At 57.7% G+C, this 23,282-nt stretch carries 29 protein-coding genes; 5 read left to right on the top strand and 24 right to left on the bottom strand.

Annotation, left to right across the window (positions count from 1 at the left end):
- Window positions 1-2: 2 nt before the first annotated feature.
- The 3 genes from AD666_RS24640 to AD666_RS24630 all read right to left on the bottom strand — a co-directional run bounded on the left by AD666_RS24640 (window position 3) and on the right by AD666_RS24630 (window position 2,708).
- Entirely contained in the window at window positions 3-1,385 is a 1,383-nt protein-coding gene (locus tag AD666_RS24640) for an integrating conjugative element protein (protein ID WP_053158219.1), read from the bottom strand.
- Window positions 1,382-2,338 carry a TIGR03756 family integrating conjugative element protein gene (locus AD666_RS24635; protein WP_053158215.1) on the bottom strand — a complete coding sequence of 319 codons (957 nt, stop codon included), beginning with the start codon at window positions 2,336-2,338 and terminating at the stop codon, window positions 1,382-1,384. Before AD666_RS24635 ends, AD666_RS24640 begins: the two co-directional genes overlap by 4 nt.
- A gap of 115 nt (window positions 2,339-2,453) precedes the next feature.
- The gene (locus tag AD666_RS24630) at window positions 2,454-2,708 is read right to left on the bottom strand and encodes a helix-turn-helix domain-containing protein (protein WP_047703579.1); all 255 of its coding nucleotides are present in this window, start codon (window positions 2,706-2,708) and stop codon (window positions 2,454-2,456) included.
- Window positions 2,709-2,866: 158 nt separating this feature from the next.
- On the opposite strand from AD666_RS24630, the gene AD666_RS26360 reads away from it, so the two are divergent.
- The 3 genes from AD666_RS26360 (at window position 2,867) to AD666_RS24620 (ending at window position 4,301) form a co-directional block, all read left to right on the top strand.
- Window positions 2,867-3,124, top strand: coding sequence for a LasR-specific antiactivator QslA (locus tag AD666_RS26360; RefSeq protein ID WP_082339956.1), 258 nt, complete (start codon window positions 2,867-2,869; stop codon window positions 3,122-3,124).
- A gap of 185 nt (window positions 3,125-3,309) precedes the next feature.
- Window positions 3,310-3,558, top strand: coding sequence for a hypothetical protein (locus AD666_RS24625; protein WP_053158211.1), 249 nt, complete (start codon window positions 3,310-3,312; stop codon window positions 3,556-3,558).
- Window positions 3,555-4,301 carry a zeta toxin family protein gene (locus tag AD666_RS24620; protein WP_053158208.1) on the top strand — a complete coding sequence of 249 codons (747 nt, stop codon included), beginning with the start codon at window positions 3,555-3,557 and terminating at the stop codon, window positions 4,299-4,301. Before AD666_RS24625 ends, AD666_RS24620 begins: the two co-directional genes overlap by 4 nt.
- On the opposite strand, the gene AD666_RS24615 is transcribed toward AD666_RS24620, so the two are convergent.
- From AD666_RS24615 to AD666_RS24575, 9 genes are read right to left on the bottom strand one after another with little or no spacing between them, the layout of a single operon-like run.
- Window positions 4,290-7,073 carry a conjugative transfer ATPase gene (locus AD666_RS24615; RefSeq protein ID WP_053158205.1) on the bottom strand — a complete coding sequence of 928 codons (2,784 nt, stop codon included), beginning with the start codon at window positions 7,071-7,073 and terminating at the stop codon, window positions 4,290-4,292. The genes AD666_RS24620 and AD666_RS24615 overlap by 12 nt on opposite strands.
- Window positions 7,073-7,489 (bottom strand): TIGR03751 family conjugal transfer lipoprotein, encoded by a 417-nt coding sequence (locus AD666_RS24610; protein WP_053158202.1) that lies wholly within the window; start codon window positions 7,487-7,489, stop codon window positions 7,073-7,075. The genes AD666_RS24615 and AD666_RS24610 overlap by 1 nt, the downstream gene beginning before the upstream one ends.
- Window positions 7,452-8,969, bottom strand: a complete 1,518-nt coding sequence (locus tag AD666_RS24605) for a TIGR03752 family integrating conjugative element protein (protein WP_053158199.1) — start codon at window positions 8,967-8,969, stop codon at window positions 7,452-7,454. The genes AD666_RS24610 and AD666_RS24605 overlap by 38 nt, the downstream gene beginning before the upstream one ends.
- A complete protein-coding gene (locus AD666_RS24600) occupies window positions 8,959-9,771 on the bottom strand; it encodes a TIGR03749 family integrating conjugative element protein (RefSeq protein WP_053158196.1) in 813 nt (270 codons plus the stop codon). Before AD666_RS24600 ends, AD666_RS24605 begins: the two co-directional genes overlap by 11 nt.
- Complete coding sequence (locus AD666_RS24595) at window positions 9,768-10,409, bottom strand: PFL_4703 family integrating conjugative element protein (protein ID WP_053158193.1); 642 nt, start codon at window positions 10,407-10,409, stop codon at window positions 9,768-9,770. The genes AD666_RS24600 and AD666_RS24595 overlap by 4 nt, the downstream gene beginning before the upstream one ends.
- On the bottom strand, window positions 10,406-10,819 hold the full coding sequence (locus tag AD666_RS24590; protein WP_053158191.1) for a TIGR03750 family conjugal transfer protein: 414 nt from the start codon (window positions 10,817-10,819) through the stop codon (window positions 10,406-10,408). The genes AD666_RS24595 and AD666_RS24590 overlap by 4 nt, the downstream gene beginning before the upstream one ends.
- 7 nt (window positions 10,820-10,826) lie before the next feature.
- On the bottom strand, window positions 10,827-11,198 hold the full coding sequence (locus AD666_RS24585; RefSeq protein ID WP_053158188.1) for a TIGR03745 family integrating conjugative element membrane protein: 372 nt from the start codon (window positions 11,196-11,198) through the stop codon (window positions 10,827-10,829).
- A gap of 17 nt (window positions 11,199-11,215) precedes the next feature.
- Complete coding sequence (locus AD666_RS24580) at window positions 11,216-11,455, bottom strand: TIGR03758 family integrating conjugative element protein (RefSeq protein ID WP_053158184.1); 240 nt, start codon at window positions 11,453-11,455, stop codon at window positions 11,216-11,218.
- Window positions 11,452-11,787, bottom strand: a complete 336-nt coding sequence (locus AD666_RS24575; RefSeq protein ID WP_053158181.1) for an RAQPRD family integrative conjugative element protein — start codon at window positions 11,785-11,787, stop codon at window positions 11,452-11,454. Before AD666_RS24575 ends, AD666_RS24580 begins: the two co-directional genes overlap by 4 nt.
- 215 nt (window positions 11,788-12,002) lie before the next feature.
- Between AD666_RS24575 and AD666_RS26545 the strand changes: the two genes are divergently transcribed.
- Window positions 12,003-13,172 carry a hypothetical protein gene (locus tag AD666_RS26545; RefSeq protein WP_156315991.1) on the top strand — a complete coding sequence of 390 codons (1,170 nt, stop codon included), beginning with the start codon at window positions 12,003-12,005 and terminating at the stop codon, window positions 13,170-13,172.
- 84 nt (window positions 13,173-13,256) lie between these two features.
- On the opposite strand, the gene AD666_RS24570 is transcribed toward AD666_RS26545, so the two are convergent.
- From AD666_RS24570 to AD666_RS24515, 12 genes are all read right to left on the bottom strand, one after another.
- Window positions 13,257-13,988, bottom strand: a complete 732-nt coding sequence (locus AD666_RS24570) for a TIGR03747 family integrating conjugative element membrane protein (protein ID WP_053158178.1) — start codon at window positions 13,986-13,988, stop codon at window positions 13,257-13,259.
- 90 nt (window positions 13,989-14,078) lie between these two features.
- On the bottom strand, window positions 14,079-16,184 hold the full coding sequence (gene traD / locus AD666_RS24565; RefSeq protein WP_053158175.1) for a type IV conjugative transfer system coupling protein TraD: 2,106 nt from the start codon (window positions 16,182-16,184) through the stop codon (window positions 14,079-14,081).
- A gap of 9 nt (window positions 16,185-16,193) precedes the next feature.
- Window positions 16,194-16,709: an integrating conjugative element protein gene (locus tag AD666_RS24560; protein WP_053158172.1), complete on the bottom strand. Its 516-nt coding sequence runs from the start codon at window positions 16,707-16,709 to the stop codon at window positions 16,194-16,196.
- On the bottom strand, window positions 16,706-17,254 hold the full coding sequence (locus AD666_RS24555) for a hypothetical protein (RefSeq protein ID WP_053158169.1): 549 nt from the start codon (window positions 17,252-17,254) through the stop codon (window positions 16,706-16,708). The genes AD666_RS24560 and AD666_RS24555 overlap by 4 nt, the downstream gene beginning before the upstream one ends.
- A complete protein-coding gene (locus tag AD666_RS24550) occupies window positions 17,236-17,955 on the bottom strand; it encodes a TIGR03759 family integrating conjugative element protein (protein WP_053158166.1) in 720 nt (239 codons plus the stop codon). Before AD666_RS24550 ends, AD666_RS24555 begins: the two co-directional genes overlap by 19 nt.
- 9 nt (window positions 17,956-17,964) lie before the next feature.
- Entirely contained in the window at window positions 17,965-18,636 is a 672-nt protein-coding gene (locus AD666_RS24545) for a hypothetical protein (protein ID WP_053158162.1), read from the bottom strand.
- Complete coding sequence (locus AD666_RS24540) at window positions 18,633-19,175, bottom strand: PilL N-terminal domain-containing protein (RefSeq protein WP_053158159.1); 543 nt, start codon at window positions 19,173-19,175, stop codon at window positions 18,633-18,635. The genes AD666_RS24545 and AD666_RS24540 overlap by 4 nt, the downstream gene beginning before the upstream one ends.
- Before the next feature lie 106 nt (window positions 19,176-19,281).
- Window positions 19,282-20,028, bottom strand: a complete 747-nt coding sequence (locus AD666_RS24535) for a hypothetical protein (protein WP_053158157.1) — start codon at window positions 20,026-20,028, stop codon at window positions 19,282-19,284.
- 54 nt (window positions 20,029-20,082) lie between these two features.
- Window positions 20,083-20,577: a JAB domain-containing protein gene (locus AD666_RS24530; protein WP_053158155.1), complete on the bottom strand. Its 495-nt coding sequence runs from the start codon at window positions 20,575-20,577 to the stop codon at window positions 20,083-20,085.
- Between the two features lie 99 nt (window positions 20,578-20,676).
- A complete protein-coding gene (locus AD666_RS26880) occupies window positions 20,677-20,934 on the bottom strand; it encodes a hypothetical protein (protein WP_053158152.1) in 258 nt (85 codons plus the stop codon).
- Window positions 20,935-21,004: 70 nt separating this feature from the next.
- Window positions 21,005-21,586, bottom strand: coding sequence for an STY4534 family ICE replication protein (locus tag AD666_RS24520; RefSeq protein ID WP_053158149.1), 582 nt, complete (start codon window positions 21,584-21,586; stop codon window positions 21,005-21,007).
- Window positions 21,587-22,454: 868 nt separating this feature from the next.
- Window positions 22,455-22,796: a helix-turn-helix domain-containing protein gene (locus AD666_RS24515; protein ID WP_053158146.1), complete on the bottom strand. Its 342-nt coding sequence runs from the start codon at window positions 22,794-22,796 to the stop codon at window positions 22,455-22,457.
- A gap of 209 nt (window positions 22,797-23,005) precedes the next feature.
- Here AD666_RS24515 and AD666_RS24510 point away from each other — a divergent pair, with 209 nt between their 5' ends.
- Window positions 23,006-23,263: a hypothetical protein gene (locus tag AD666_RS24510; protein ID WP_053158143.1), complete on the top strand. Its 258-nt coding sequence runs from the start codon at window positions 23,006-23,008 to the stop codon at window positions 23,261-23,263.
- Window positions 23,264-23,282 lie beyond the last annotated feature (19 nt).

Here is a 23,282-nt window from a genome sequence, read left to right as displayed (position 1 = left end):
CTTCACTTGCGCCTGGCGTCAGCGTCATTGAATCGACCCGGCTCAGGGTCGCCTTGCTCGACGGTACGCGAAGCATCGGCACCTCCGGTATGTCGATCGAGTACCAGGCTGGCGGTATTGGTAGCCAACATTTGCCGGACTTGCAGCTCGGTCTGCAGCAGGCGTATTTCGCGCTCCAGCGTGTCGATGTTTTTCGTCAAGGCCGTTTGGGCCGGTTCGGCGGAAGCGATGTTAGGTTCGTGGCTGCCTGCCAGCAGCGTGCGCAATAGAAGGAGCGCTTTGTCGAGCACGCTGGACAGGGCCGTCTCACTGGCCAGGCGCCGCGCCAGGAGTTCCTGATCAGGATCGTCGCGCAGGGCTTCGATCACACCACGGGTCACCGGCAGCATCGGGCTGGAGGCTTTGCTCAGATTGTCAGGGGTAGGCGGCAGAGAGCCGGACAGCAATCCTTGCAGGGTCTTGAGGTGTTCACTGTAGGCCTCCTGGATCAGCGGCGTCAGTCCGCTGCCAGCGGTAGCCCGCAGAGTCTCACAGGTGTCGCAGGTCGCGACTTCGGTCTCGCCCAACACTCGAACAGCCCATTCGGATTCCTCTTGGGGGGAGCTCCATGTCTCGCAAATAGCGCCGCCCAGGCAATCACTGCTACTGATCGAGGCGCTGTCATCCACCGACCGGTTATGTAGCAGGTTGTAGCCCGCGCGCACCACATCGGAGGTTGCCCGGATGGGTGTTTGTCCGCTACCTCCAGCCTTCTGCCCGCCGACCCAAGACACCCCATTGTTGCCGTTACGGGCCTCGGTGTTTTTCACCGCGGCCACCGCATCACCACCGGTTTTTTCGAGGTTGCCCTGCATCTCCTGGTTCTTGGCCAATGCGCCCCAGCCGGCTTGACCGACCTTGTCCGCCATCTTCTCGGCCATGGCTTGGCAGGTCAGCTTGGAACGGTCGAAGTCGATGCGCCCTTGCATCACTCCGTTACTCAACAACTCATAAAGCCCGGGGTTGGCGCGCTGGATGATCACCGCCGGCAGCGACATCACCGCTTGGGTCGCGTTCTGCACAATGTTGCCCATTATCTGCTGGAACCCTTCGGTGACGCCATTCAACTGGTTTTGCAAGGTATTGGTGAGGCTCATGTTTCCGCACATCATGTTCGCTTGCCAGGATCCGCCGACACCGAGCCCGTTGGGGCGATAGAGCGAGCTCGGCGAGCCCGCTGCCGAGCCGCCACCGATGGTGTACATCACCCGGTCGTCGAGCACTTCGCCTTGAGTGCCTAGACGGTAATCGTCCTCGGCGGCGTGGGCATGCGTGGCCACGGCGAGCAGTCCGCAGAGCAACAAACTCATCGGGCCCAACCATGGTCCTGCAAGAAGCCGACTCATGAAGCACCACCTTCGAAGTCGATGCTGAACAGGAAGGTCTGTCCCTCACGCTTGCAGCAGCTGTAGGGACGCCACAGCGACCACGCGTAGCCGCCATCCGAGCTCTGCACCGAATCGCTGGGGAAGATGGCACATGTGGGTTGAACCACGGGGGAGAGCAATTGCCATTTGTGGGTCGAAGCGTCGTTTTCAACGATTGGGCCAGGCGGCCAATAACCATCGCGTGGTACGGGTGTGAGCGGGACATACACGTGCGGTTGCCAGTTGCGGGTAATAACATCACCCGCTCGCTGCGCCATCACCGCAGCGGCTTTGAAGTCGTCGGGTTGCACCAAAAATCCTTGCCGGGGATAGACGTTGCCCCACATGTTTCCCGCGAGCTGACGACCGATTTCACGGATTCCCGGCACGAGTGACTCGGGGTAGAGGCTTTCCGGGATGCCATGACGCCAGGCCAGTGAGTCCCAAGTGCTCAGGTAGTAGGGCAAGAATGCCGTGGCGCCGCTGACGCATGCGTAACCAGATTGCGAGGCCAGTTGCGTGGCGGCCCAGCCTCCGGGGTGGCCGATGCCATCAACATTTTTGAAACGAGGTAGGTTGTCGCGTTGCGTGTTCGGCGTGATCAGGTTACCACCACCTTCCGCACCGCTGATGGGAGAGGAGAGTGCGGCCATCTCGGTCCAAGGATTGGCACCGGTGGTGGCATAGCTGGAGACCACCAGCTCAGGAATGAAGTGACGAACTTTGGTTGAGGTTTTTACGGTGCAGCCGAAGGGTGTGCAGAGCAACCAAAAGCAGATGCCGACGACTCTGTACTCGAGGCAGTCTGGAGAAAGTACGGAGGCGGTAATGTTGCCGGTATCCAGCGCTACGCTTGACCCGGATGCCAGCAGAATGCTCAGCACCAACGGATGTAGTTTCTGGGGCGAAATGTGCGGGCGGGCAGCAGACATGATCCAGGCTCTGGGTGTATGGCCTGGACAGGTTCAATAATCGAGAGAGGGGTGTCAGTGAGAAAGCCGAACGCAGGATTGTCGGTTTATAACGATCTTCTAGATCAGCAGATGGTCATTCAGCGCTCAGTGTACGAGCAAGCACGTCAGACTCAATGAGCAGCTGATCCGTTTTGATCTCGAAAATGTTGGCGAGTTTGCAGAGGACCAATAACGACGGATTGCCTACCCCCCGTTCGATTTGACTCACATAGGTACGATCCACCTCGGCCATGAGCGCCAATTGCTCCTGGGTAAGGTTCTTCACACGCCGCATAGAGCGGATGTTTTCCGCCAGTTGCAGACGAAGCTGTTCGTAGTCTTGAGTCATGCGCGCAAACTGCGCCTTGAGGGACTCTCAATCCACGGGATATAGTCTACATTGGCTCTGATTCGGGCTTTTTTGATGCTTAAGCCGAGTGTCAATTTTGTTTCTATGCTGCTTAGAACAGACCGAGCATTAATAAATAATCGAAAGCTAAGGTGTCTATGGACGAAAATTACGTTTCAATTCCGGCGGCGGACGGCTGCCCGAGTCTTCTGACACCGTGGGGCAGCGAATTTGCGCCTATGATCGAACGTGGCGTGCAATGCGCCCAGGCCTGGCTTAATACACCTGGTGACGTACCGCTGTGGTGGGAACTGGCGCAGGCACGTAAGACTTGTCCGGCAGGAGAATCTCAGGATGCTTTCGAAGCAGGATTTTTATTGAGAATTCAGCAACGGCTTCAAGGCGTTTCACCGTAGCCGTGCGGCTCCAACCCTGACGATATGGCCTACACGGGAAAATTTACTGGAAGGTATGGTTCCAGGTTCCATTCCTCTAGAATGGAGATCTGACAGAAGTGGCGTTGGTCTGTGATAAACAGATTTACGTAGCTAGGATTCTGATAAGTGCAGATTCTGCACGCTCTGAGAACGTGGAGCGCGATATGAAAGCCGACCAAGTGTTGAGTGACGATCTGGTGAGCCGACTGGAGGGTAAAATCCCAGCCATGGCTGAAGGTGCGATCAATACGGCCTATATCAACGCGCTGGCGGCCGGACGCAGCGTAATGGAAATCATGGACGGCAAGCTAGTTGAGACGACTGCCGACGGTAAGCACAAGGTTATTCGAGTGGCCAAGCCCAAGCATAAAGTGACCTTGGGCGGGATTATCAAGGTGCATCGCTGCTCATGACCGTCCCTCGGCTGAGGGTGTTTGCCGGCCCTAATGGTTCCGGTAAAAGCACAATGAAAAGCGCGGTCCCTTCCCACCTGATCGGGATCTACATCAACCCGGATGAAATCGAAAAGGCTGCCAAAGAGGGCGGACGCCTGGAGTTCAGCGATTTTCAACTGGAAGTCGAAGGTGACGAGGTTCTCGGCTTTATCAAGGCGCACCGACTGATTCGGTCGACCCAGCTCGTTGAAGAGGCATCCAAAATAGGCTTCAGCAATAACGGCCTGAATTTCCAGTCCGTCGCGATGAACTCCTATTTTGCTTCCGTGCTCTCTGATTTCATGCGGCACAAGCTCCTTGAAGCCCAGTTGTCTTTCACCTTCGAAACGGTGATGTCTAGCGAGGACAAAGTCGCTTTTATGCTTAAGGCAAAAGCGTCGGGATATCGAACCTACCTCTATTTTGTGGCCACTGAAGACCCAGATATCAATATCAACCGGGTCAAGAACCGTGTCGCGGCAGGTGGGCACCCGGTACCCACCGAGAAAATTGTCCAGCGATACGGTCGTTGCCTGAACCTATTGCCATCGGCCGTCGCGGCCTCGAACCGGGCTTATATTTTTGATAACTCCGGTGCTGATCTGGTGCTGCTCGCTGAAGTAACGGACGGAACTGACCTTGAGTTCAGGGCTGATGAGGTCCCTGACTGGTTTATGCAGGCCTACGTGGAGAAGGTGTTCAAGGATTCGTTACCGGACTGATCGAAACCTAGAGTCAGTTCCGTTTGACTTAATTCCTCGCATCCTATCGATCCGTTCAGCTACCCGGTAAGCCGCCTCCAATTCCGAGCAGCCAGTGCTCTGCATCAGTGTCCAGCGCTCGGCTTTTTCCTCGGGCTCCGTCATGGCCAGGGCAAGGTAAAGACTGGGCGTCACGGCTCGAAACAATGTTTCGAGTTTCTTCGACAGCACCACTCCTTCCGTGTATTTGCCTAGTTCCTTACTGGCGGACAGCAGCAAGGCTTTCTGTGCCGGCGTGAGTTTCTTGAACCGTGCGATTTCTTCGATTTCCGCCGGCGGCATATTCAAACAAATCCACCACTCGATCATGTTGAGCATGGTCTGCGCCGCGGTGGGGAAGTCGGCAAGGTTTTGCGTCGCCAGCCAGAACCACGCGCCGAGCTTGCGCCACATCTTCGTGCCCTTGACCACAAACGGCGCCAGTAACGGGTTTTTGGTGATGATATGGCCTTCGTCGGTGACCATGATGATCGGTCGGCCCAGGTACTGGTCGCGCTCAGCGAGGTTGTTCACGGCGTTCATCAGGCTGATGTAGCTGATGGACATCTGGGCCTCGTAACCTTCGCGAGCGTAAGTGGCTAGATCGACAATGGTCACATCGCTCTCGGGCCAAGGTGTGCCTTCGCGATCGAACAGTTCACCCTCGAAACCCTGGCAAAACAGGTCGATAGACTCGCCCATTTCTTGGGCGCGCTCACGACGCTTTTCCGGCAAGTGCGGATCGGCAGCGACGCGCAGCAAGGCGTCGCGCACATCGCGGGTCAGCACCTGACGGCCCGCCGTGACGCAGGTCTGCGCCGCATCGAGAATGCACTCGCGGATCAAGCTGCGATCAGCTCGACTCAGGCGCGCTTCTTCCTTGGCCTCGCCGCCGGTGATCATCAGCCGGGCGGTGATTTCCAGTTCACCGAGAACATCGCGCTGGTCTTCGCGATTGGCTACCGACTCATCGTCCAGCTCATCAATCGACAGACTCGCCACCTGATCCGGTTGCTCGACCAGGCGCCAGGCATCGGCGAAGGGAGCGAGACTGACCGCGGCACCAGGTTTCAGTTGGACCTTGTTGACCGACAGGCCCTGTGTCGCGAAGTAGTCGCCCTGCAAGCCGAATGAGTTGCCGGCCTCGACGATAAACAGACGAGGGCGGTACACCGCCATGACCTGCATCAGCAGGGTGACCAGGGTGGCCGACTTGCCAGCACCGGTGGGGCCAAACAACAGCAGATGACCGTTCATGGCCCGGTCCAGGCGTGACAGAGGGTCGAAGCTCAGTGGCGAACCGCCGCGGTTGAACAGGGTGATACCCGGATGCCCCGTGCCGGTGCTACGGCCCCACACCGGAACGAGGTTCGCCAGGTGCTGGGCGAACATCAGGCGGGTGTACCAGTTGCGCGTGTCACGGGCCGGGTTATAAGCCATCGGCAACCAACGCAGGTAGCTGTTGCAGGCGGCGACTTCATCGCCTTCGCGTACCGGTTGCAGCCCCGCGCCCAACAGCGCGTTGGCCAGGCTGACCGAGCGCTGGTGTAATTGCTGTTCATCGTGACCGCGTACGTAGAACGCCAGGGTACCTCGGTATAGCTTGTGCTGGCGGCCGATGATCGCGCGAGCTTCTTCGACATCCTGACGGGTCTGGGTCGAGGCCAGGTTTTCACCGATGGCTTTGCGCGCCAGGCGGTTCAACTGGTCTTCGAGCACATCCTGAGGTTTGACCACCAGGGTCAGACTCATCACCGTGCCTTCGGGTAACTGGTCAAACAGGGCATTCACTGCGTCGCCCTTGCGGGTTTCTCCGGTGAGTTGACCAATCAAGGGCGCCCGGCGCAGCTTGTCCACCACAATCACCCGGTGGGGCTGATCGTCGAAAAACCAGAGTCCGCGCTGCACATCCGAACGCGGTTCGTTGAAGAACAGCCGCTCGGCGAAGTCATGATCAAAGGGCAGTTCCAGCGATTCACCGTCGCCCGACTCCAGATAGGCCGCGCGGCGGTAGAACTCCTCGGGCGCCTCATTGGTTAGTGTGGGCGCAGGATTGAACCAGGGCAGCAGCCAGGCATACAGACCTCGGCCATCGACTCGCGTCGATTGCACCCCGCACGCCTGCAACGAAGCCGCGATACGTTCGCAAGCCTGTTGCAGGGATTGCACCGGGGTGAGTCCCGTCTCCTCGCCGTCAGACTCAAGCCAGCGATAGATCACCAGGCGCACCCGGCGGTTGTTTCCGCGCCAAGGCAGGCGCGTGACGGCCTTGTCCTCGAACAGACCGCTGGGCTTGGCGATGGCCTTCAGATGTCGGCGAGTAAGTTCCAGGTACGCTTCGGTGAATACCGTGCCTCGCGCGCTGTTCTGAATATAATCGGTGAGCCGGGTCAGGTAGGGGGTGAAGTCGCTGTCGTCCTGGCAGAAAAACTGCGCGACCCAAGGCGTTTGATGCAGCTCGTCAAAGCTATCCTGCAGGGCATCTTCGAGGGCATCACGGGCCGCCATCAGCCAATTAGGTTCGCGCCCTTCAGTGCCGATGGGCAGCAACTCGAATACCGCGCCCACCGAGCGATTATCATCGAGCAGAAAACACTGCTCGGTGTCGAGGTATTCGACCCAAGGCAGATGATCGGTGAAGCTGGGATGGTGCGCATAGAGTGCGGCTTCATCGGCCAACGTGGCACGAGGGCGTAATGGGTTGCGCCAGGCTTTCCACGTAGAAGTGTGGTTGCCCGAATCGCCGCTACGCACTACAAGTCTTCCTGACGTTCACCCGGCAATGCGTACTGCACACGTTGGTAGAACGGAAAGACAGTCGAGTAACCCGGCACTGGTGCCTGCTCGGTACCACTCAAATGCGGATACACGTACAGCACTAGATCGGGATTGGGCAGACGAGGGAACAAGTTGTGGATCTCGTTCGTCGCTGTACGCGTGTACGGTTCTTGGAGAGCGGCGGATAAATTCGCCTGGGCCAGCGGACGGCGTAACTGCTGCCGAGCATCCAGCAGTTGCTGCTGAGTGCCTTGCGAACCGGCGCCGTTCCAGATGTCCAGCATGGTTTGCTCGCCATGGGGCAGAAGCGTGTCCTTGTCGGTGGCGCACCCCGTCAGGAGCAAGCAAAGCACGCTAATCCAGATCAGGCAGGGAGGCATGGTCTTTTTCATGGCGAACGCTCCGGCCCTTGGGCTCGTAGTCGATGGTGATCTCTTGGTCGAGGTGCAGTGCGACCTGTGCGGCCGGTGGCACGTACACGGCAGCAAAGGCCTCGCCATACAGTTTGTTGACCCACTCGCGGATGTCGCTGACCCCACCACTGAGAATTGAATTCAGCGCGCTGTTGCCCGTGCTGTTGGTAACCCCGAGCGTACTACCGCCCGAACTGATCACGCTGCTGTTGTTCTGCTCATCCCCGAGCAAGGCGGCGACACCCGCGCCGGCCGCAGTGATCAGGCTCTGGCTGCCGAGGTACTGTTGGGCGTTCGAGCGGCGCTCGCCGGCAATGCACGGAATGCCATACGGATCGGACAAGTAACCGAGTCCACCGCGGATCTTGTCGGTGTTCGTGCTCTGGGTGGTGGAGGCATTGCGGCTGGCTACCGCCTTCGGCTGAGGCACCGTGCGGATGGTGCCATCGGTAAACACAAAGGTGATCGACTCGACCTGTCCGCGTACGCAAGACAGGGTCCAGTCACCGGACGCCGTGCCGCTCATCACGGCTCCCGCGACGTCCGGCAGGTCGATGCCGTTGGCGGTCAGGTTCTCGGGGCCGACCAACACCTTGAAGGGGTAGGGATCATTCACTGTGCCGTCCACCGGGACTCGGCCGATCAGCGCGGTCATGGCGACCGAGCCCATCAGCGTGGCGTTTTCAGGAATGGTGTAGACCGGCTTCGCGCCTTCAGTACGGTCAACGGATCGCGTCAGGTCACGCTCCCCCTTGGTGACTGCATGTAGCTGTTTCTGGCTGCGATCAATAGCATTATCTTTCAAGCCTTCCAGTGAGTTGAAGGCGGTAGGCAGACTCAGTGCAGAGGAGGTCTTGGTGTTGCCTCGGGCGTCGGTGGGCGAAGCATCCGAAGGTTCAATCCACTGCAGTGCATCATTGGCAGAATGCTGCCCTTCGAACTGCGCACCGTCGCCCGGCTCAAGCCCCAATCCGATTGGCATATCCTTGCCTTTGCCGGTCAACCCCGACAACTGCTCCTGCAATTGCGTCAGCAGACCGCGAGCCTGACGACTGTCCTGTTCCGCTTTGAGTCGGGCCTCGTTGGATTGGCGGCGGCCTTCGTCGACCTGCTGGGTCACGCTGCCAAGCGCCGTCTGGATACGCGAATCGACGTTGTTTTCCCGCTCGCGCAGGCGGTAGTTCTCCGTCTGCAGTGAATCGTTTTGTTTCTTCAATCCGAGCATGTCGCTGCGCATGGCCTTCACCTGCCCGACCAGGGTGGCAACCGTGTCGCGTGGGGTATCGCCAGCAATGCCGAGCGACTTGGCTTGCTCGGCGGATAACTGAATGTTGCCCTGATCAACTGGGTTCTCTGGAGAGGGCGTGCTGCCACCCGCGACCCAAGTTTTCAGGATGATCAACACCACGGCCAGTAGCGCCGCCGGTACCAGCCATTTGAGCAAGGCGTTAGCCTTCATCGTCAGCACCTCGCGCAACGGGCGGGAGTAGCACGGCTTGTTCAAGGCCGCCACCGCGGGTGACAAGGTAGGCAATCGTGGTGTCTTCAGCGCTGCCGGCAGGTCCGAGGAAAGCGTGCTGGAAGGTCGCGGCGAATAGCTTGGCCTGAAGCCGACGCGGATCGAGTTGCACCGTTTCTGGACCACGATTGCGCAACTTCACCGCCGTCACCCAGTAATCACCGAGTCGCCAGGCGGCGATGGGCGTGCTGGACACGTTTTCGGTGGGCAGCAGAGTCGACAGTTCGGTGCGAAGTTTCAGCGGGGTGCGGCGTACACCGGGCAGAGACTCCACAGTGCGCAGCGGCGCGTACAGGCACTGTGCGGCGTAGCGCGTTAAGGCGACTGGGATCGGCGTACGATCTGGAACAAGGGCGGTGCTAGATTCCGTTTCGGTAGCCTGCACCGGAGCATTCTTGAGAATACGCACGGGCTCCAGCGGTAGATCACCAGGCGTGGCCGCGATATCCAGTAGGATGATCTCGCCCGTCGCGACCGATTGCAGTTGCAGGCGGGTCGGGGCAATGGCTTCCGACGCGCGCAGGTACAGTGTGCCTCCGGTGGATTGCACGCGCAGCTTGCCCGTCAGGGTTGAGGGGACGCCAACTCGCACATCCTCATCGACAAAGACCACCCGCTCCTGATTGATCACCAGTGGGACCGCGAGGGGTAGGCGTTCCCAGCGCATCAGCTCGACAGCCTGCGCTGTCGCTCCCCATAGCATCAGTTCGACGGTGAGTCCCAGATTAAACATCCGCTTCATGGCTCACCTCCAGGCAGGGCGATTTTTTGCGGAGTGCCCTGATAACAATCCAGTGCCAGCCCCCACTTGTTGCGCTCGGGATCCAGATCAAAACGCACCACGCGTAATGGATATCGCACCACCACCCGTTTCACCGGTTCCGCGGCGTAATACTCATCGGCGTTGAGGTCGAGCTTGACCAGCCAGCTGTCGCGATCGAGTTGCTTCACCCTGAGTTCCGGATCTTCGCTATAGCCTCGGCCCAGAATTTCGTAGACGCCACGCACCCGCTGGCGCAGTTCACCAGCGGCCTTGCGGTACTCGTAGTCGCCGTCGAGGAAGGCCTTGCAGGCGGGTGTCAGGTAGGACTGCAAGCCATAGATAGCGCGGCGATAATCCTGCTCGCCATCCGAAGGCCAGCGGTTGAGTTGACCAAAGATGTAGAGGGCAAAGGCATACACATTCTCTGAGGGAATATCCCACCACTTACGAGTACTGCCTGAGCGCAGATCCGGTGGCACATGTACGGTCAGATCGGTCGGTGCCGAGCGCCAGCCGTACCAGAGCCCGGCACAGACTAGAGCAAGGATAATTACCGCCAGACGCAGGCTGAATATATGGGCCTGTTGGGCATCGACCTTGTTCCGAAATCGACTCATGGTTGCCACCGGGACAGGGCAGGGCGTAGTCGACGCGAACGGCGAACCGCCCAGGCGCCGGAGTGCAGGATCAAACTTCCGCGCCCTAGGCGCCAACGGCTGGCGAGTATCCATTCGAGCTTGCGGTACAACCAGGTCTCGGGGCGAGCCCGTTTGGCCCGGCGCAGTAGCGTGCCACTGGCAAATAACACCACGGTCATGCCTGCGATCATGCTGGTCGGCGCCACGGCAATGGAGGCGATGGCGATCGCCAGAGGAACGCCCAGCAGCAGACCAATGATGGCACCGGTGCCGAGCGCCACCCACATCTCATCATTGGTTAACCCGCGCAATACGGCGGGATCACGATTGAGTCGCTCTGGTAGAAAGACCAGGGTGCCGTCGGCAAGGCGTTCGATAGCGTCGTTCATGCCAACCTCACAGAATGGCGGCAGCCTTGGTCAGGAACCAGATGATGATCACCACCAGCAGAGCTCCGATACCGACCACCGCGCCCAGATCCTTCCAAGTCTTGCGCTGGTTCTGCACGTCGGCGTAGACAGTCAGGGAGTGCCAGGCCACGCCGAGAAAAGCGAGCAGAGCGATCAGCAGACCGAGCAGGATGCCGCCGTCGTAGGCGTAGTTTTTGATCGTCTCGATCAACCCGGAACCTTCGCCACGTGAAGGAGCTTCCATGGTCGGGAGTTCGGCAAAAGCCAGGCTTGGACCGAGCACCAGCATCAGTCCGATCAAGCGCTGGCTCGCATTATCACGCAGGTTGTTTTTCAGGGGGGCAAGGCACTTGAGCATGACGGCGATCTCCTGGATTAGGACAAGGTGAAGAACATCAGGACGAGTAGGGCGAGCAAAACGCGCGCGGCACTGCCGCCGAAGGCTCCAAAGCGCACACTGCCAGTCGCCCACCCTCGGTAAGCCGTCCACATCACCCAGGCGCACCAGAGCAGTGCCAGGACGAGAACCAGGGACAGCCAGAGCGTCGAACTGCTTTGCGGTGAGAAGCCGGAGGCGTTTTGGAACGCAGCGGTCTGAGCGTCAGTCATGCTCATGGCGACGGCTCCGTGGGCGGGGTGTCGAGGCGGTAATCACCGACGAGTTCGGCGGGATCCCTAGGTTGAGCGCGGGACGGGGATAGATAGCCCTGTATACCTTGGCGAATGCGTTGGATGTCTTGGATCAATTGGTGATAATCGAACCGATAGCGCTCTTGTGCATCGGTTGTGTTTGTTAAACTCTCGCGATCAGCAAGACGCTCCGTAATTTCAAGTTGATTTTGGATTAGGCTCATCGCAATTTGCTCATGGCTGGGCGCTGCACTGACACAACCAGATGCTAGGAACAATATGGAAATCAGAGGGCGATGGATGAAAGGCGTAAGCATAGCGATTGGCTCTGGATTCATACGTGTAGGATTGTAAAAATGACCAGCTAAAGCCGCAGGTAAACTGAGGCGGAGGCAATCGCTTTTAATGGCGATTGACCTTGTCGAGTATTTTGGTTTGGTATGGCCTACATCCGCTTTGACGGGAAAGACGAACTGGTGGGGCTACCCTTTCAGTTTTAAACGTGAGCCTGGCTTTTTTGGGGAGTGGCTTGATGCAGTGGTTTTATGTATTTATAAAACCGTATTACTGGGTGTCTTTCATCGCCTCTTACGGTGTGGCGCAGAATCTTGAAGGGATAGGGTGGTTTGGTTATTTTAATAGTATATATGAGCCGGGTATACCATACCCGTTGTTGAATCTCAGTCCCGTCGCTGGTGTGAAAGCAATCTCTTTGTTGTTTTTCATTTCTTTTGTTTTTATGAGTTTGATGTTTGTTAGGGGAGCATTCGTCCTGGGGCGTAGGCCTGGTCTGGCGAGCCTATTAGTCGTATTTTTACCTGGGTTTTTATCCTTAATCGGTTTTTCTCCGAGTTGGTGGTTGCTCATACCTGAAGAATTTCATTTGGGGGCAGGATACATAGGCGGTTTCTGGAGTAGTGGAATAAACTTTCTGATCGCCTTCGTTTTTGGGTGGTCGGCTGTATTGATACTGGCTAATTGCTTTAAAAGTCCAAAATTTAAACACGGGTATGACCATTTGTGGTGCATGTTAAGTCTCGTGGGGTGCTTGTATTTGGTTGTTGACTCTCAAGCGAAGTCTGATCGAGAGCAAATGTTAGAAACGAATAAACTGCTAGGGGATTACTTGCAGTTTTATAAAGGGCGTTATCAGAATTTGAAAGAGTACTGTCTGGTTGATGCCTCGTTTTCCAAGGACGAAAAGGCGGTCTGTAAATCCGCCGCAAAGGTATTTTCAATACTCTCATTTAACATTGTAGGGGATGAGCCTGAGTTAAGACGATATGGGGGTTCCTGGTTGCAATCGTTACCAGAACCCAGTGATATCGCCAGAATAAATACATATTTTTGCTCTCGTGCTGATTTAAATGGAGCGTGTCGTGAGACACCTTCGCATTTAATGGTAAATAGTCAGGAGTTTGGGCGTAAGGATTACATTCCGCTACCTGATCACAGGGAGCGTGTAGGTAGGTTGTATGACAGGCTGGGAAAGCTGGTTGATAAAGTTAAATTGGCGCATGAGCATGAAAATTTGAAGTATTTTCTCTTTTGTATTATTTCTTTTCTTGCTGGAGGTAAGGCAGCAACTGCGTCGCTATCATTAATTGGGGAGGGTAACATGAAGTCCCGATCTTGGCTGTTAGGTGCGGCGAGAGTGATGTATTTTAATTTGTGGTTTTTTTTAAGATTAAGGGGTAGATGAATGGTGGTATTAGACCAGGTTTGCCGCATCTTTAGCTAAAAGTGACGTGAGCTTCTCGCTTAAATAATAGTGGTGCTTGTTGTTTTAAATATACTTTTTAAATGTTGTTGCTGTAATAGTCATGACCGCACCAAGCAATACGGCGCAGGGTATAAAAACGGCCATTGGATTGAGCGTGATGGGGAGGGATAGGTAAATGATCCAGGGCACGACCAGTAGCGGCATAACTGCCCGTTTAGCCCTGTGATAGACAAAGCTGCTTTCCCGCCCAGCCCCAAATTTGCGTAGGTCGCGGCGCATTAATCCATCGACAAAACCGGTGAGCGTGGCGAGCAGAAACAAGGGGGTAGCCAGGACCAGAATGAACAGGCGCACCACGAAGGTAAATGTTACATACACCGCCGCCAGCACGAAATCCTCAATGCTTACGTAGAGCTGATTGATCCCGCTCCAGAAGCCATTACCCTGGCTCGATACCCGCGCCTGCTGGGCAAAGTCCGCAAAGCCAGTGTTGACCAGCAGCCACTGATTGAGGAAATCCAGCAGCTGGACCATCGTTTGCCCGGGTTGTTGAATGATGAGTGAGGATTTGAAGTGGTCGCTGAGCCAACCTAACTCACTGGTTAGCATGGCCTGACTATGCCGCCAGCCCTGATCACCCCAGAACAGCAGCAGGCCAGCAAACTCAATCAGAATCGAGAGCAGCAACGAGGCAATCAGCAAACCGATGATGCGCAGGACTAGACTGATCGCCGAGATGATCAATCCCGGACGTTGGATCGGTAGTGACGGCGTGTTCTGGGCGGAAGTCGCCATAGTTCACTCCATTGCGCGCTGCAGAGTTGATGTGGGCACTAAGTCTTCTAGATCGTTCTCTGCTGAATCGAAACCTGTGGTGGGGTAGGGCTACCCCACCTGATCCAGATCGAAGTTTGTTGTTGGGCCGCCACCGCTCGCACTCCACCATTGGCCCGCCTGTTCGTTGTAAGCGGCCCGCATCCGCTGGGTAAGCTCCTGCAGGTCCTTGGGCATGGCATCGTCGTTGGAGGGCTTAGGCAATGGCATGCGGACTTTCCAGAGCTGTCCACCGGCCTGGAAGGAGAACATTTGCCCCTTGGGCAAACTGACGATATGAGCAGGCTCGATCAGCGGCACACTGGTGCTGCTGACACGGTCCTGTGAGGACGAGGTGAAGTCTGTATTGGCCTCTGGATCGGAGGTGTCGGTGGCCCCCGAGACTAGGGTCTTGGTCAGCACGTTAACCTTGGGCAACTGTTGGGTGAGCAGTTCAGCGGTGGCGGTTTCTCGCACCCGCAGCATCTGCAGGGTGTTGAAATTGCCGATCACCTGTCCGGCCTTGGCGCGGCTGCCGATTCGCGCTTCGATATCGCTCAGGGTCTGGGTGTAGGCCGTCACCTGGATACCGGCACCGCCACCCTTATTGATCAGCGGGATGAACTCATCGCCCATCAATTCGTTGAACTCATCGGCGTGCAGGTTGATCGGCAATTTGTCACTGTTGTTACCCGGTTGGGGCAGGCCATGGTCGATGCCATGCTTGTAGATATGTCCAGCCACCGAAACTAGATCCGCGAACATGGAGTTGCCCACAGCGGCGGCCACCTCGGCGTCGGTCAGCGCATCCAGACCGACGTAGACGATGCCGCGTTTTCGGATGATCTGCATCCAGTCGAAGATGGGCCGCGGGTCATCTAAATCGGTGTAGCTGGGGGCCAGTAACTGGGCGGTCTTGCCGGTGGTGAGTTTCTCCAGCAGCGGCAGTAGCGAGGCAACGATTTTGTCGAAGTAAGTACGGTCATATCGTACCGCCGAACGCAGTCCGTCCATTACAGGATCAAATACCCGCTTCATCGCCAGGTACTGCTCGATGGCCACCACACGCTTTTCGCGCCCCACCATATGCCGGGGAATGTTCTTCTCGGTGAGCTTGCCTTCAAGCTGGACGATCACTTCCCACGCTTTCGGATCGGTTTTGGCGAAAAACTGCTGGGCGTATTCGATGAACAGCGCGTCGATGTTGACCACATGGCGTTGGATCTGCAGATAGTCCGGACGCCGACCCAGCTCGATCAAAGCCCGGGCAATGATGTTGACGAAGCGCCAGGCGAACTCACGGAAGGCCGCAGAGTTACCTTCACCGCTGAGCTGCCCAGCAATGCGAGACGCCACCTCAGAAATGCGTCCGAAACGTCCCACGGCGTTGTAGCGAGCGGAGATCTCCGGCCAGCCTAGATGGAAAACATAAAACTCCTTTTCCCGACCGGCGCGTTTGGCTTCGACGTACATCCGTTTAAGCAAGTCGGCATCGCCCTTCGGGTCGAAGACGATGACGACCTCATGTTCGATGCGATGAATGTCCTGGGTGATGTATACCTCGGCGAGTCGCGTTTTGCCGACACGGGTAGTGCCGAGCACCAGGGTGTGTCCGACCCGTTCGCCCAGCGGCAGACTGACTTCCGTTTCATCGGGCTCGACCCCATGCAACAGTGGCGACCCACCTACTGGGGGTAAAGGGCGCAACGGATTGAAGGCGCTATCCCAGGCCGTGACACCGGCCAGTATCGAGAGCGGAAATGGTGCATGCTCCAGGCGCCGTTCGAGACCACGGACCAGGCGGTAGCTGGTCGGTTGGTCGACATAGTGGGCGACCGCCGAATCCTGCGCCTCGACCAAGCGCTGGGTGTGCAGGCGGCTCCAGCGAAAGCCGCGCCCCATGAACAGACGTCTGCGACTGACCGGAATCTGCCGACTGGTCAGCTCGTAGCGGGGCAGCCGACGGATATTTCGCCGATAGCGCAGCACCTCCCAGGCTTGTCGCAGCCGGATCAGGCCGAACAGGGCATAGGCCAGCGCTGCAACCAGACCGATCTCGGGTGACAGGGCGACAGCCCAGGGCGAGTACACGCACAACACCGCGGCGGCGATGCAGATCGCTACGGTGTACAGCTCCACTGCTGGCCGGAGCTTGGACTCCATCGCATGCTCGGCCATGACGTGGACTCACTGTTCCAGTGAGCTGGCGGTGATCAAGACGGGGTAGTGCTCAATCTGCAGGCGGGTGGCGATGTCGTTGCCGTTGACCGGCAGGATGGTGATGTCCGGAGCGGCTGCTCGAATCCGGGCCAGGGCGTCATTGTCGGCCACTTCGACGGCTAGGCCAGCCGCGCCCATTTCCTTCAGTTCAGCCGCACGTTGACGCAGCCAAGCCAGCGACTGGGGATCGTCGCCCACCAGAAAGAAGGGTTGCAGACCAGGCATACTCAGGGAGCGAGGCTTGACCGAGCCGGGGCTCAACCGAGAACTACGGATCGGCAGTATCCAGGCCACGTCGGTAGAGGTGGACAGGTCCGCATGCATGGCCCGATCAGTCTGAGCTCTGTTATTTATGGGCAGGCCCGTGGCTTGGAAATGGGGTTGGGTGACATCGCCAACCGGATCCCTGCTTACTGTTGGTTTCGCCTGGGCGACAGGTGCCAAGAACAGGATGAAATAGCAGGTAAGGAATATTCGCGTCATGGTGGTGTGCCCTGTTTGAAGGAAACCAGCAACCGTTCAAGTTGCCGGGAAAAGTCGGCTCGGTAACGCGCAGCCGGCGCTCCTCCTGCCGGGCGGTGATAGCGTCCGGCAGCCAGCACCCAATTACCGGCGGCGACGTGATGCTCCCGCAGCAGCGCGGCGGTGACAGCGAGATTTCGGTAGGGATCAAGGGCTTCGCAAGGGCTGGAAAAACGTTGCCCGTGGTAACCCAGGTTGGTTTGTCCGAGCCCGGCATCGACCCGCTTGGCGTTATGGCGGGCGAGGGCCTGGAGCAAGGCGTGACAGGCGGCCTGGTGAGTGGCGAAGCGGTAGGGTGTTCCGGCGATGTTCAGGGTCCAAGGCCAGGGCAGCAGTCGACCACGGACGCGGATACCGCTCTCCTGCAGGGCAATCGCGAACAGCACCGTAGAAGGGATGTCGGCGTCATGCGCCGCCAGTTGGTAGGCCGGAGGCGGAAGTTCGTCAGCCCTGACGGCGAGCACCGCCAGCAGAAGTACAAGACCACTCAGTCGAGGCGTTGCCATTGTCCATTCACCTGTTGAAATGTGGCAGGCAGTGGCGCCGGGGCACCCAGGCTGAACCAGCGTCCACGATCATGGTTCAAGGTGATCTGCCGACGTTGGACCTTGGCCGGATCAATAACTGCTTGCCGGGCCCAGCGACGGACGCGTTCATCCTCGCCTTGGCTGCCCACCAGGTAGATATCGAACGCCGTATCGCCGTTTTGCAGACGTTGCGCTTCGGCGGTACATGCTGGGCAGTGGTCCTCCACAAACAAAGCCGGGCGCGGCATGGCCGAAGAGCTGGCAGGAGATGGGGATGCCATGCCCTGGATCGGCAGCAGCCCGGGAAACAGCTTGGCCCAGGCCTCGGTGTAAGCGTTTTGGTAGGCCAACTCGCGCTCGGCGCGCTTGGCTTCCAGCGCTACCTGTAATTCGGCATAGCGCTGGCGCTCTTGGTCGGTCTGGGCCTCAACCCCGAGTGCGGTCAACGGATCGAGGTTCGGACTCCAGAACCCGCGCGGGCCGGTTTGGATCTGTTCGAAGCGCATCCACTCCTGCTCCGTCAGCCCCCAGCTCGCCGCCTGTTCAGAGTGAGAGCGCCCCAGCGGAGCGGACTGCGTGCCCTGGACCTGTGACTGTGTCGTGATGGGGTTACCCATCGCAGCACTTGTGGTCAGTAGCGAAAACAGACACACGACGGGGAGTAGTGGCGCTCTGTTCATGATCGCTTCTCAAGGGAGTTGCACGGTCTGGTCTGGCTGAGCGGCCACCGCGAAGATGGCGGAGTTCGGCTCCAGCACTTTCAGGTGCCAGGCGCCGAGCTGCTCGCCGCTGTGCAGCAGCCGAACATCCACGAGAGCGTGACTGTCATGAGGTGCGACTGCCAAAAAGCGCTCACCACCACGGGATTCGACCCCCAACACAGAGAACGGCGGCGAGAGCGGGGCGGGCTTGGGGCGAGCGGCTTTTTTCGGTTTGGTTGCGGAAGGCGTCGGTGGTGGCGGTGATGGCTGGGGCCTGAGGTTCAGGAGTTGCTGTTCCACCTGTTCAAGGCGTGCGCGTAGCGCTGTCATGTCTGCCACGGTGGCACGGACTGCGAGACCATCGCGTAGTTCCTGTATCTCTTGCGCCCATTGATCCAACATCGGATCGAGGGTATTGGCCTGTTGCTCACCGGAATCGACCATCTGCTTCAGGTCTTTCAGCGCGTACTGCAGTTTTTCCTGGGCGTCCTTGAGGACGTTTGAATCACGTTTCAGGGTGTCCAGGGTTTGTCGGTGTTGGGTGTTCGTGCTCTGTAGCTCAGCCACGCGCTGATACTGGTTATACAATCCACCGCTCAGGCCGGCGACCACTAGGAAAAGTAAGCCGACAATCAGAGTTTGAAACGTCGAGGCTTTCATGGTCGTGCCTCCGACTGATAGGACGAGACGGGTGCGATCAGCGTGACGCCGACAGCCGTTTTCTGCTGTTCGAAGCAGACCGAACGACTGACTTCATCGGTCGTGAGTTGCCAGGCGGGGCCAGCCAGCACTTGCAGCGCGCTGCGCAAAGGGATTGGACCAAGCCGGTAATGGGCCGCCGGCAGGGGCCGGGTAAAAAGCACCTTCACCGACGCGGAAACTGGACAGAGCGAATAGCCCGAGCGCTGCAATACGTACTGCAACGCATCCTGTACCGAAGGGGTCAGGCTGGACGGGATGCTCACGTCAATGATTTGGGCAAGAAGATCGCGTTGTTCCGTGGTGGGCTCGGTGCTGACCAGCGTGTAGCGGCCATAACGAAGCTCTGCCGGATGGCTTTCTTCGGCTATGCCCCTCGAGTGCTGGGCGCGATTGGAGCCACTGTCGATCTCTGGATGGGGCGGCAAAGGGTTGAGGACTTGCGCGGTGCAGGCGCTCAACAAACCCAGCAGGCAGACAGGTGTGAAAAAACGCTCCATGGAAAAAACCTCATGTCAGATTCAGTGCAGAACCTGACATGAGGCGAAGGAGCGATTCAGTGAGAAAGTCGATTTATGGAGGGTCGTGTTAACGCTACATGCGCTGCTATGCATCATAAATAGCGAGTCCATCCAAGACAGCAGCGTCGGGGTCGAAGATCAACAATCGCACGTCCGCTAATGCCGCCAGATACAGCACGTTGACCAGGGATTCCGGTGTGCCAATGTCGAGTTGCTCCTGCCTCAGCGATGCGTAAGAACGGCCCTCGATCTTCATCAGGTTATCGTCGGTCCACGGCGTCCCGATCAGCTTATATCCGGTGCCATTGCAGTCTGTCAGGGCAAAGGGTTCGAACAGCAGACCGGTTGGTCTTGAGTCGAAATTGCCAGCCCGGCTTTCCAAGTAGCGCAATGCTTCTTCAGTGAGGTGTGCGGTACTGATCTCCCAGGCTCGACTGTAATGTCCCGTTTCGAAGTTCAAGCGATTGACCATGGCTTGGGCTTCTTCCAGGGAGTACAGGTCTCCGACGTGATGCCGCTCATTTAGCATTTCGCCAATCACGGCGTAGATCACTTGGCGTACCAGCCCAGTGGACTGGCAGCGTTCGTCTAATTCATCCGGAATGGATTGGCCCTCGCTGATCAAGGCGAAATCGTCATTGAACAAGCAGGGGAACAGTTCTAGCGCATCGTCGGGCAAACGGGCTTGTGAGTCGTGAACGGGGCGAAAGCAGGGAGGGCAGTCATTTGCGTAGGTGATCAGAAGCAGTCGTTCGATATGCAAGTTATCGTAGCCGCGAACAAATGGGTTTGGGGCCTCCAGCGGTGCTGGGGCTTGGGGTGTGGGGTTCATGAGGGGGCTCCAAAAAGAGATGAACAAGGCGTCCGAAGACGCCTATGGGGGGGGTTAAAGCCAACCATGCTCGGCAAGGGAGAGAGGACGACCTTCACCCACGATGAAATGATCCAGTACGCGTACTTCAACCAAGGCCAAGGCCTCCGTCAGGCGTGCAGTCAAGGCGCGATCCGCCAGGCTGGGTTCTGTACACCCTGAGGGGTAGTTGTGAACGACAATGGCAGCTGCTGCGTTATGTGCTAGGGAGCGCTTGACGACTTGGCGGGGATAAACACTGGCGCCATCGATGCTCCCGTGAAAGAGGATCTCGAATGCCAGAACGCGATGGCGGACATCGAGAAAAATCACACCGAAAACCTCATGCTCTTGGGGTGCAACATGCAGTTTTAGATATGAGGCCACGGCGTCAGGTGACGTCAGGTTGGGGCCGCGGGTGAACAGTCGACGATCTAGAATATGTAGCGCTTCGTCGATTAGCTGGTTTTCTTGGGCGATACGATCAGCCTCGATATCCGAGCTTTCAATCAGTGTGAGTTGGGTGCTCATGGTAGTACCTCCGAAGGGACAATCAGGGGCACCCGCCCGAGAGGAGTGGTGTCCCCAAGGTGGATATAGAGTCGCGGCTATTAGCCGATGACGCGCTGTTTACAGTCGAGTGAATCGGTGGCGTTGTCCGTGCAGGTGTGAGCCACAACCGTCGCAGTGTATTGGGGAGAAGGTTCTTATCCCCCGGCCTGTTTCGGGATCGAAATCGGCACTGATGGGCATTAGCCGAGCCAGTCTACGATGGAGACCGGCGATGCGTTCCTCGACCTCATCCATCGTGTAATAGAGCGATAACGTGCTGTAGTCCTCGTAAGCCGCAGCGAACAGGCAATCGTCGCAAAGCCAGAAGGATTCCATATCGGTTCTCCTGTGCTGATTGAAAAAAAGGCGCTCGATTGAGCGCCTTGATGTAAACATCGTGGATTGTTCAGGCGGGCTGAACAGTACGGGTGGCGATACGGCGAGCCGTGCGGGGAGTGGGTGCAGATTCAGGTTCAATCCTGGACTCTGTTGGGGTTTCGGTATCCTCAGCATTGGCATCAGCCGACGTTGGGGATGGCTCACTGTTTGACGCTGGCTCAGCAGGTGCTGTTGCTTCCTGCCTGGCGGGCGCTTTGTATTCGAACGTGCCGTTGACCTTGATCCAGTCGATGTACAGCAGACGACCTTTCAGGCTAGCGCCCGGTTGGCCTTGTTTATCGCCTTTCTCATAGAGAAATGGGTCGATCCACAGGTCGCCGATACGGAACGACAGCAAGACCTTTTTCTCGGCTTTGACGGCGTCCATATAGAGACGAATCAAGCGTTCAGCTTGGCCTCCAGCGACTTTGCAGTCGAAGCGAGTGTACTCGACCGCATCTGTGGCACCGTGCAGGGCGGCGATATCGCAGGCCATGAACGGCTGGCCACGGCGGACTTGTACTTCACGAACACGGTTCAGGTAGCCGATACCGATGGTGTGCAGATTGAAGTAAGAGGTCGCTTCTTGGGATTGGTTGGCGTGGGCCATGGTGGTTCTCCTTTCAGGGGAAAACGGCGACGCACGACCCCTGACGGGGAAGTGAGCCCCGTCAGGGTGGGTAAGGTGAAGGCAAGCGATGACCACACGCCACCGGCAAGCCAATGACAAACAGAACAATGCAGTGTGGGAATAGCGGTGCAGCAAAAGAGAATCCGCAGCAGCGGTCTGCGGACGTGGGGTAGTAGGCATTCATCACCGCTGAAGCGGCAATCGTGCGAGCCTCCGAACGCTGATCGCACTTGGGTAAACCACCACAAGCGTGGCGTAGCCTTGAAGGTTCAAGCTACCTGGGCTGGGCTGTCAACGACAGCGAACCACACCCTTTGTATAAGCCTGTCATAGGGGGGGCGTCAAGACGCCGCAAGCCGGTTTTTTATGGCCGGAATACAGTGGAAGTTACTGGACTGCAGAAAGTGAAGAGTGGGCCCGGCCGGGGGGCCAGGCGAGGAATAGAAAAGCCACCTTAGGCAGTCTGACGCAGTCGACAAGCTCCTCGCAAAACTTGATTTAACTGCGCCATGATCCGCCAACCGACCCTTGTCGTGGCCTGGGTCGGAACACGCTGGCACGCATCCGCGCACAAAGGGTGCCCAGTGTTTCCCCGGCGGGCTCCGGGACTGAATGCGATCGCCGTAGCGGATGACCGCTGATGCCTGGCAGAGGCAACAGTGGTCATCCGCCACCACGATCAGGTCGAGCACAAAACGGGAACGGAATTCCGCAGAAGAGAAGGCTCCGAACTCAAGGAGTCCGACCGAGCTACCCGGAGCGAATCGGTCTTGGGTCGCCGTAAGCGATGATCCTGAGGCACTACAGCAGAGCGGGTGTGACGGCGTCAAGCCAGTGGACGCAGAGGTTATTTGCTACTGAGGTGAGCGGCCAGCTGTTCGACGGTCGACAGGATGAAGGCACGGTCGCTTTCTTGAAGGCTGCTCAGTAGTCCCGCGATCATCTGGCCCTGGTCGTTGGGACGATTGCTCGACTCCGTCAGCAGTTCATCCATCCGGCAGTCGAAGATGTCCGCCAGTTGCATCAGCTTGACCACGGAAAGCTCCACCACACCCCGCTCAAGGCGCGAAATGGCTTCGCTGCCGATCCCCAAGCGTTCAGCCACTTCTTCCTGGGTCAGATTACGCTGAGTGCGGTGCTTCGCGATCATGCGTCCGATTTGGGCTTGGGTAGGATGTTTATATGCCAAGTGATGAGTTCTCCGATTCAACCCGAATGGTTGAGCAAAGACCCATTGACATGAACATCCTTAACGGTTGAGTATCGACTTAAGGGGTTGTTATATTGACTGAAATTGCTGTTTGTCGCGACGTGACATCTATTCCTCCAAGGATCAGAGCCCGAAGTGACCAGTGAGACTGAGCGGTCTGATAGGGCCAAACGGAGGCAAGGTTGAGCATGGATGAGCAGCGCGAGGACGTCATGGACCTGATCTGGGATCGAACACTGGAGTTGTTCATCAAGATCCATGATTGCCCTGATAACCCCGCACACCTCGACAGCCTTGTTCATTGGCTCAACGAAGATCCTGCTCACCTGAAAGCGTTCAACGAACTGGGGCAGATATGGATCGCGACAGGCATCGCTTTGGCCCGTGAAATCGGACAACCGCTAAGTGACTTGGAGAAAGATCAGCCTCCATTGATGACGCACTGACCCTGTACATCCACTCCAA

Origin of the sequence: Pseudomonas sp. Pf153 (assembly GCF_001269775.1) — a bacterium.
Classification (GTDB): domain Bacteria; phylum Pseudomonadota; class Gammaproteobacteria; order Pseudomonadales; family Pseudomonadaceae; genus Aquipseudomonas; species Aquipseudomonas uvaldensis.
This window is presented reverse-complemented; position numbering and strand designations above follow the sequence as displayed.